2 protein-coding genes and 1 pseudogene are annotated in these 9,340 nt (G+C 70.9%); 1 reads left to right on the top strand and 2 read right to left on the bottom strand.

The window, feature by feature from the left end:
* Positions 1 to 243 (top strand): annotated as a pseudogene (locus MKK49_RS12985) (sugar transporter); the annotation flags it as partial.
* Between the two features lie 82 nt (positions 244 to 325).
* Here the strand turns inward: MKK49_RS12985 and MKK49_RS12980 are convergent.
* Complete coding sequence (locus tag MKK49_RS12980) at positions 326 to 1,702, bottom strand: aminotransferase class I/II-fold pyridoxal phosphate-dependent enzyme (protein WP_244028994.1); 1,377 nt, start codon at positions 1,700 to 1,702, stop codon at positions 326 to 328.
* On the bottom strand, positions 1,699 to 9,111 hold the full coding sequence (locus tag MKK49_RS12975) for a type I polyketide synthase (protein ID WP_244028992.1): 7,413 nt from the start codon (positions 9,109 to 9,111) through the stop codon (positions 1,699 to 1,701). Before MKK49_RS12975 ends, MKK49_RS12980 begins: the two co-directional genes overlap by 4 nt.
* Between the last annotated feature and the right edge of the window lie 229 nt (positions 9,112 to 9,340).

The following is a 9,340-nucleotide window of genomic DNA, read 5'->3' as shown; positions in this document are numbered from 1 at the left end:
GTGGTGCGCCGCCTCAAGCCCGGCAGCCCGCTGCTCGGCACGCCGCTGGTGCCCGTGGTCTACCGGATCAACATGCGCGACCCCAACAGCCTGTTCCTCACCCAGGCCTTCCGCATGCGCAACCGCGACCTCGTCTACGTTTCCAACGCCCCCTTCACCGAGGTCCAGAAGGTGCTGTCGGTCTTCTCAACCGTCACCGCGCCCGTCGCCGCAGGCGCTTCGCTCTACGCTACCGCCCGCTGAGCGACGGCAGACCTTCGGGTACAAAAAACGGGCCCTCGCGGGCCCGTTTCTCGTTCTAGTGTGACGGTTCGAGCGGCGAAGCCTACGGCTTGCCGCGCTTCGACATGAGCTGCTCGATGAGCGAGCCGCCCTTTTCGATCTCGTGCAGTTCCTCGGCCACCGCGTCCACGGTCTCGCGAATCTGCTCGGGCGTGTGCTCGGAGGTGATGAAGAAGCGCAGGCGCGAAGCCCGCTCGGGCACGGCCGGATGGATGATCGGCTGCACGTTGATGCCGCGCTTGAACAGGCGGTCCGACAGGGTCACGGACTTGAGGGAATCACCGACGATGACCGGAATCACCGCGAGGCCGAGGCTCGTGCCGGTGTCGAGGCCGTGCTTCTTGGCGCAGGCGAGGAACAGGTTGCCGTTCTGGCGCAGGCGCTCCACCCGATGCGGCTCGGCATGCATGATGGCGAGCGCCGTCTCGGCGGCGGCGGCGAGTGGCGGGGACAGGCCGACACTGTAGATGAAGCCGCCGGCCGTGCACTTCAGGTACTCGATGAGCGCCGCCGGGCCGGCGATGTAGCCGCCGCAGGTGGACAGCGTCTTCGACAGGGTCCCCATCCAGATGTCGACGCCGTGCGGATCGACGTCGCAATGCTCGGCGAGGCCGATGCCGGTGCGGCCGAGCACGCCGAGCCCGTGGGCATCGTCGACCATCAGCCAGGCGTCGTAGCGCTGCTTCAGGGCGACGAGGGCGGCCAGATCCGGCGCGTCGCCGTCCATGCTGTAGAGGCCCTCGACCACGATGAGGGCGCGGCGATGCTCGTGCCGGGTGGCGCCGAGCAGGGTCTCGAGGGCGTCGAGGTCGTTGTGGGCGAAGGAGCGGCGCTGGGCCCCCGAGAGCTGCGCCCCGGTGACGATGCTGTTGTGGCTCAGGGCATCGTGGAAGATCACGTCGCCCGGCTCCATCAGGGCGCCGAGGGTGGTGACGTTGGTGGCGTGCCCGCTCACCATCACGACGCAGGCCTCCGTGTCGTAATGGTCGGCGAGGGCCTTCTCCAGGGAGAGGTGGCCCGGGCGTTCGCCCGCCACGATGCGGCTCGCCGAGGCCGAGGTGCCGAAGGTCTCGATGGCTTTCGCCGCGGCGGCGTTCACGTCCGGATGGCCGTTGAGGCCGAGGTAGTCGTAGGACGAGAAGTTGATGAAGCTCTTGCCGGCGATGCGGGTGCTGGCGCCGGCCCGGGTCTCGTGGACCCGGAAGAACGGGTTGCCAAGCCCGATGAGATCGGCGGCCGAGCGCTGCAGGCGCAGCTCGCGGTAACCCGGCAGGGTCTCGAAGTTCTGCACCGACGGGTCGCCCGCCGGGCGCGCGGGCGCACGCGCCGGGGCCGGCCGGTTGGCGTTGCGGCCGAGGCGGTTCGTCACGAAGCCCGCGAGCGCCGCGCGTCCGCCGTCCGGTCTGGCGGGTTTTGTCATGGCAGAATCTCTTTGATGACGAGGCTGTTCTCTTCGACCAGCGCGTGGAAGGGCTCGAGGGTCCTGACATCCACGCCTTCGCTGGCATGGCGCTGGGCGAGACTCATCACGGCGGCCGCCGCCTCGTCCACGGGGGCCGAGATCGACTGGATCAGGGTCTCGGTGAGCTCATTGACCGTGAGCCCCGACGAGATGCCAGAAGGCGGCGCTTCGAGGGCGAAGCGCTCCTGCAGGCTGGCGCCGAGCTCGACGCCCATGAGCGAATCGAGGCCGATCTCCGAGAGGTGTCGGACGCGGCTGATGTCGTCCTTCGGCAGGCGCAGGATGCGGGCGATGTCCTCGACGATGGCATCGGCCACGGTCTTGCGCACCGTGTCGATGTCCTGGGTCTTGAGCAGCATCCCGATGTTGATGGCCGCCACCGTGCCGGCTTCCATCTGCTGGTCCGAGCCGAGGTCGGCGTAGCTCGGGCTCTTCATGGTGGCGAGGCGCTCGCGCGCCTTGCCCCAATGCATGGAGGCGATGGCGATGACCGCATCGTCGGTGCCGCGACTCTGGCCCTCCAGGGCATCGGCCATGAGGTCGAGGCAGTGGCGGGCGTCCATGGGCGTGACGCCGACGCGGCCGGCCAGGGTCTCCATCACGGCGCGGTTGCGGGCGAGGACACCGACATCGCCGATGGCGCCCCAGGCGACCGCCAGAGCCGGCAGGCCGAGCTTGCGCCGGCGGCGGGCCAAACCCTCCATGAAGCCGTTGGCGGCGACGTAGGAGCCCTGGCCGGGATTGCCGATGAAGGTCGTGGCCGAGGAGAACAGCACGAAGTAGTCGAGTTTTCGCGTGCGCGTCGCCGCGTCGAGGTGCTCGGCGCCGATGACCTTCGGGCGGATGACCGCGTCGAGGGCCGCCGCGTCGATGTTCGCGATGAGGCCGTCCTGTAGCACCATGGCTCCGTGGATCACGCCGGCGAGCTTCTGACCGCCGCGCTCCACGTCACCCAAGAGGGCGTCCACCGCCTTGCGGCTGGTGATGTCGCAGGCCTTGGCCTGCACCGCGACGCCGCGTGCCGTCAGCTCGGCCACGAGGGCCTTGGCATCGGCGCTCTCGGCGCCCTTGCGGCCGACGAGAACGATGCGCTGGGCGCCCCGGTCGGCGAGCCAGCGCGCGGCCTCCAGGCCGAAGCCGCCGAGGCCGCCGGTGACGAGGTGCACGCCGTCCGGTGAAATCTCGAAGGTGGACTTTTCGGCCATCATCACGCTGCCGGCTTTCGGCGGCGCGATGACGATCTTACCGACGTGCCCCGATTGCTGCATGAGCCGGAACGCGTCCGAGACCTCGTCCGAGGTGAAGGGCTGGTACGGGAGCGGCTTGAGGCCACCCTCGTTGAACAGGGCCATGACCTCCCGGAACAGGCGCGCCCCGTCCTCGCCCTGGTGCTGCAGCACCTGATCGAGATCGACGCCGAAATAGGACAGGTTCCGGCGGAACGGGCGCAGGCCGATATGGGTGTTGGCGACGTAGTCGCGCTTGCCCAGCTCGATGAAGCGGCCGAACGGCTTGAGGCAGTTGAGGCTGCGCTCCATCGCTTCGCCGAACAGGCTGTTGAGCACCACGCCGACGCCGTCGCCGGTGATGCGGCGGACATCGTCGACGAAGGCCAGCGAACGCGAGTCGAGGACGTGCTCGGCGCCCAGCGCCTTCACCAGGGCGCGCTTCTCCCGCGACCCGGCGGTGGCGATGACGCGCGCGCCCTTGAGCTTGGCGATCTGGAGGGCGGCGAGGCCGACGCCGCCGGCGCCGCCATGGACGAGGACCCATTCGCCGCGCCGCAGGCGGGCGCAGCTCACGAGGCCGTAATAGGCCGTGAGGAAGGCGACCGGCACCGTGGCGGCGGCCTGCGCATCGAGGCCGGGGGGGCTCGGCGCGACCACGAGCTCGGGCACGACGATGTGGGTCGAGAAGCCCGATTGGGCGAAGGCGACGACGCGGTCACCGGCCTTGAAGGCATCCACATTCTTGCCGACGGAGAGGACGCGGCCGGCGACCTCCAGGCCGAGGCGGGGCCCGGCGAATCCGTCTTCCAGAATCTCTTCCGGGAGCATGGAGAGCGCCCAGAGGACGTCGCGAAAATTGAGGCCCGTGGCCTCGACGGCGATCTCGACCTCGCCGCGTCCCGGCGCACGGCGCTCGGCCGGGCCCCAGGCCATCTCGTTGAGGCCGCCGGTGTTGCTGCGTTCCAGGCGGGCGGCGGGCGCCGGCACCGCGTCGGCGGCGGGGCGGCGCGCGATCTGGCCCGGCGAGAACCGGATCACCCGGGTCTGGTCGGGATCGAGGACGATCTCGGTCTCGGCGGTGCCCGACAGGATGAGGTCGCGCAGGCGCTCGGCGGCGAGCTTGGTGGTGAGCGTGTCGGTCAGGTCGATGCGGCGCACGTCGAGGTTGGCGACCTCGTTGGCCAGCGTCCGGGTGAAGGCCCAGACGCCCGCCTCGACGGAACCGTTGGCATCGCCGTCGTCGCGGGTGGCACCGGGGCAGACCACCCAGAGGCGAGTCTGGCGGCTGCCGAGGTGCTCGACGCAGCGCTTGAGGCTGAGGCAGCGGTCGCGCAGGCGGTTCGCGGCCGGACCGTCGGTGTTGAAGGCGCCGGCGAGGAACACCACCGTGTCGGGGGTCTCGCGCTCGAGCTCGAGCAGGGACTGCTCGGAATCGAGGATGATGGAGACGTGGACGCCGCCCGCAACCAGCAGGGTCGCCAGGGACGAGGCGGTCTCGGCGGCGTAGGCGTCGTGCGATCCGATGACGAACGCGAAGGTCTGGCCGGCGGCGGGGCGGGCGCGCACGGGCGCTTCGGCGATGAACAGGAGGTCGTCGCCGTTGTCGGAGACCGCACGGTCGACGGCGACCCGGACGAGGCCGGTGTCGCTGAGCGAGCGCTGCCAGCCGGTGATGTCGTCGAGGCGTCCCATGGGCATCTCGCCGGTCACGTCGAACCAGTCCGGCGTCAGGCCGAACACGAGGTCGCGGAACAGGGACGCGCCGGGTTCGACGGCGATGAGGAAGCCGCCGGTGGCCAGCGCATCGGCCACCTGCTGCAGGACGCCGCGCTCGGAGCGATGGAGCACGTCGGCGGCGAGGATGGCGTCGAAGCCGCCGGGGGTGAGCTCGGCCGCGTCCTCGATGACGGTGACGCCGCGGGGCAGGGCGAGGCGGGCGCGTTCGGCCAGGCGCCGGTCGGCCTCGAACACCGAGAGCTGCGCCTCGATGCCGTCGGCGAAGGCGGCGGCCTGGGCCGACAGGGGCCCGAAGCCGACCTGGAGCACCCGCAGGGCGCGGTCGCGGGGGAGCGCGGCGCTGCCGGATTCCACGATCCGGGCGATGACGTCGGCGGAGGCGCGGGCGGTGGCGCTGCGCAGGGTGAAGGCGTCGAGCGCGTTCTGCGACAGGGTCGGGGCGTGGACGAGGTCGCCGGCGAGGAGGCGGCCGACGACGGCGCCGATATCGGCGGTGAGCACGAGTTCGGCCGAGAGGTCGGGGTGATCGGCGGCGATCCAGCGCATGATCTCGTCGGGCGCCGGCAGGGTCACGTCCTTGCGCAGGGTCCAGCGCTCGCCGTCGAGGGTGGCGAGCCCGCTGCTCTCCAGGGCCAGGAGGGCGTTCAGCAGCCAGGGCCGCATGGCCTCGGGCACGCGCTCGTCGATGGCGACGGTGCCCGAGCGCTGCAGGCCTTCCGCCAAGCGGTAAGCCATGGAGGTGGCCCAGCCCTCGAGGAGCAGGTGGCCGGGGGCCAGCGGCGCCTCGGCGGCGGCGAAGGCCGCCTTGGCCTGGGGCCGGACGGCGTCGGCGATGCGCTGGCGACGGTCGAGGGGGATCGCCGTGGGTTCGGTGGCGAGCTCGGCCCGCTGGGCGATGGCGTAGGCGGCCAGTTCGTTGGCGTTCTTAGTGCGCAGGGCCTGGAAGCGACCCTCGCGCAGGGTGGCGATGACCTCGCCCTCGGCATCCACCAGGGTGAAGTCGGCCAGGATGCTGCGCTCGTTGGCGCGGCGCGTCCGGATCATCGCCCGGGCGATGACGGCGCCCGGCTTCACCAGGCGGATCTCGCCGAAGCGCACGGGCACGTAGGCCTTGGTCGAGCCCTCGCCCATGAGGCCGGCGAACAGGAGGATCAGGCCGTGGAAACACGAATCGAGGCGTGCGGGCACGAGGCCGAAGCGCTCGTCGGCCTCGGCCGGCACGAGGTCGGAGACGATGGTGGTCTCGTCGAGGCGCGCCGACAGGGCGACCTGACGGAAGCTCGGGCCGAAGCCGAGGCCGGAGGCGGCGGCGATACGGTAGAGGGCTTCGCCGTCCACCGCCTGCTCGCCCGGCGCGGGAATGTCCTGGCGGGCGGGCGCGGAGAAGGTGCCGTCGACGATCTTGGCCGCCGCGTGGAGCTGCCACGCGGCCTGGGTCAGGCGCGGCCGGCTCAGGATCTGGATGCCGTTGCCCGAGCCCGAGACGCGGACCATGACCTCGCGCAGGGATTCCTCGCCGAACACCATCGGCGACTGAATCTCGAATTCAGCGAGCACCACGGTGTCGCTGCGCATGACCTCGCGGGCGACCCCCAGGGCCATCTCGATGAAGGCCGCGCCCGGCAGGATCGCCTGCCCGTCGATGCGGTGGTCGTCGAGTTCCGGCACCGTGGCGATGTCGACGTGGCCGTGCCATTCGAGGCCGTCCACGGTGACGCGCGCGCCGTAGAGGGGGTGATAGGTGCGCGGCGTCGTGGCGCCGACGCCCTCGGAGGTCTCGGCCAGACGGAAGGCGCGGCGCTGCCACGGGTAGAGCGGCAGGGACACGTCGCCCTTCGGGTTCTGGCCGAACACCGTGGTCTCGTCGACGGCCGCGCCCTGGACGAGGGCGGCGGCCACGGTCCGGGCGATGGGATCGCCGCCGGCCTGCTTGCGATGGAGGACGCCGATGGTGGCGTTCTCGATGCCGAGGGGCTCGATGGCGTCGCCGATATGCGACAGGAGGGTGGCGCGGGGGCCGACTTCCACGAAGACACGGGCGCCCTGGCGGGTGGCTTCCTGCACGGCCTGGGCGAAGCGCACGGGCTCGCGGATGTTGCGCCACCAGTAACCGGCGCCGAATTCCGAACCGGCCAGCACCATGCCGGTGACGGTGGAGACCATGGCGGTGGTGCCGGCATGGGGCTTGAGGCCGGCGAGATCGCGCAGGAGCGGCTTCTCGGTCGGGTTCATCAACCGACCGTGGAACGGGTATTCGAGGTCGAGCTTGCGTCCGCGCCGGCGCTTGCGCGCGAGGGCCTTCATGGCGGCGTCGATGTCCGCCACCGGCCCCGCGACCGTGATGGCCTTGGGGCTGTTGTAGGCGGCGATGTCGAGGCTCGGGTAGTCCTTCAGGAACAGCTCGATCTCGTCGGCCGGCGCCAGCAGCACCGCCATGGTGCCGAGGCCCCGCGTCGATTCCTGATGCTGGCTGCGGAAGAAGATCACCTTCACGGCCTGCTCGAGGCTGAGGATGCCGGCGGCCTCCGCCGCCGCGATCTCGCCGACGCTGTGGCCGAGCACGTATTTCGGGTGGAGGCCGCGCGCCCGGAGCGCCGTGGTCGAGGCGCTGGAGATGGCGAAGATCAGGGGCTGGGAGACGCGGGTCAGGACGAGGCGCTCGTCAAGGTCTTCGGCGAACAGCGCCTCCTTGAGGGACCAGTCCGAGAGCTTGAGGAACAGGGTGTCGATGCGATCGAAGGCGGCGCGGAAGACCGCGTTCTCCTCGTAGGCCTCGCGGCCCATGCCGGCCCACTGGCTGCCGTTGCCGGAATAGACGAAGGCGACCTCGGCCGAACGGTCGACGGCGGTGCCGATGAGGGCGGCGTCGGACTCCTCGGCCTCGCCGACGGCGCGGAGCGTCGCGGGCAGGTCGGCGTCGAGTGCGATGGCGAGGCGGGACGACAGGCGCTCGCGGCGATGGGCGGCCGCGGCCGCGATGCGCGCGACCTCGGCCGGTGCGGCGCCGTCGAAGCGTTCGGCGTAGTCGAGGGCGAGTTCGTTGAGGGCCGCGCGGCTCTGGGCCGACAGCAGCAGTATCTCGGGCGCCCGGGTGGTCTCGGCCTTGGCGGCGACGCGCTCGCCATCGGTGAGCACGATGTGCGCGTTGGTGCCGCCGAAACCGAAGGAGTTGACGCCGGCGAAGCGCTCGGCGCGCCCGCGCGGGATCACCAGGGGCTGGTTCAGCACCGACAGGTTGAGGTCGGTGAAGGGAATGTCGGGGTTGAGCTCGGCGGCGTGCAGGGAGGCCGGCACGAAATCGTGCTCCAGGGCGAGGCTCGCCTTGAGCAGGCCGGCCAGCCCCGAGACCGGCTCGGTGTGGCCGATATTGCTCTTGATGGAGCCGATGGGCAGGGGCTCGCGGCGCGGTTTCCCGAGCTTGCCGCCGATGGCGCCGGCCTCGATGGGATCGCCCACGGGAGTGCCGGTGCCGTGCGCCTCGACGAACACGACCTTGTCGAGATCGATCTCGGCCTCGCGGTAGACCTGCTCCAGGAGCGCGCCCTGCGCGTAGCCCGAGGGGAGCGAGATGCCGGTGGTGCGGCCGTCGGAATTGACGCCGCTGGCCGCGATGACGCCCCGCACGGTGTTGCCGTCGCGGGCCGCGGCCTTCGCCGATTGCAGCACGAGGACGACGCCGCCCTCGGAGCGGACGTAGCCGTCGGCCTGGGCCGAGAACGCGCTGCACAGGCCGCGGCGCGACAGCATCTGGGCGTTGGAGAAGCAGATGAAGTTGAACGGGCTCGCCAGCAGATTGACGCCGGCCACCACGGCGGTGTCGATCCGGCCGCTGGCGATGGCCGCCACCGCCGAATCCAGGGCGACGAGGGAGGACGAGCACGCCGTGTCGACGGTGAAGCTCGGGCCCTTGAGGTCGTAGATATAGGAAATGCGGTTCGACAGGATCGAGAGGGTGTTGCCGGTCGCCGCGTAGGCGTCACCCGAGGCGGTGTCGAGGATGCGCAGATTGCCGTAATCGAGGGACGAGGCGCCGACGAACACGCCGATCTGGGTGCCGGCCACGGCCGAGGGGCGCAGGCCCGCATCCTCCAGGGCTTCCCAGGTGAGTTCGAGCAGGAGCCGCTGCTGCGGGTCCATCTGCTCGGCCTCGCGGGGCGAGATGCCGAACACGCCCGGATCGAACGACCAGATCTCGTCGAGGATGCCCGCCGACCAGGTGTAGCTCTTGCCGCGTTCCTGGGCGCGGGGATGCCCGAACCGGCTCAGCGACCAGCGGTCTTCGGGAATCCGCCCGACCGCGCAGCGGGCCTCCGTCAGGAGCTGCCACAGACCCTCGACGTTCGAGGCACCCGGGAGGCGGCAGGCACGACCGATGATCGCGATGTCTGTACGTTGAGTCACGTTCGATTCGCACACGCTCTTGAACGGGGAACGAGACCGGCCTCGGGGAGGGGCCGGGCAATCCGCCCGATCCTTAGTATGGCACCACGACGGTGTCCAACACGCGGGAAAGGGGGCGGGCGAGGCTCGCGCAAGGACTGACGATCCGGCTGCGCGTCTTCATCGATGGACGGCACGGCTCCGATCAGGAACGGCCGAGGGGATCGGGTCCGATAACCGTCCCCGGGAC

Origin of the sequence: Methylobacterium sp. J-090, assembly GCF_022829345.1 — a bacterium.
Lineage (GTDB): Bacteria > Pseudomonadota > Alphaproteobacteria > Rhizobiales > Beijerinckiaceae > Methylobacterium.
Note: the sequence above shows the minus strand (reverse complement) of the source record. Positions and strands in the feature narration are given on the sequence as shown.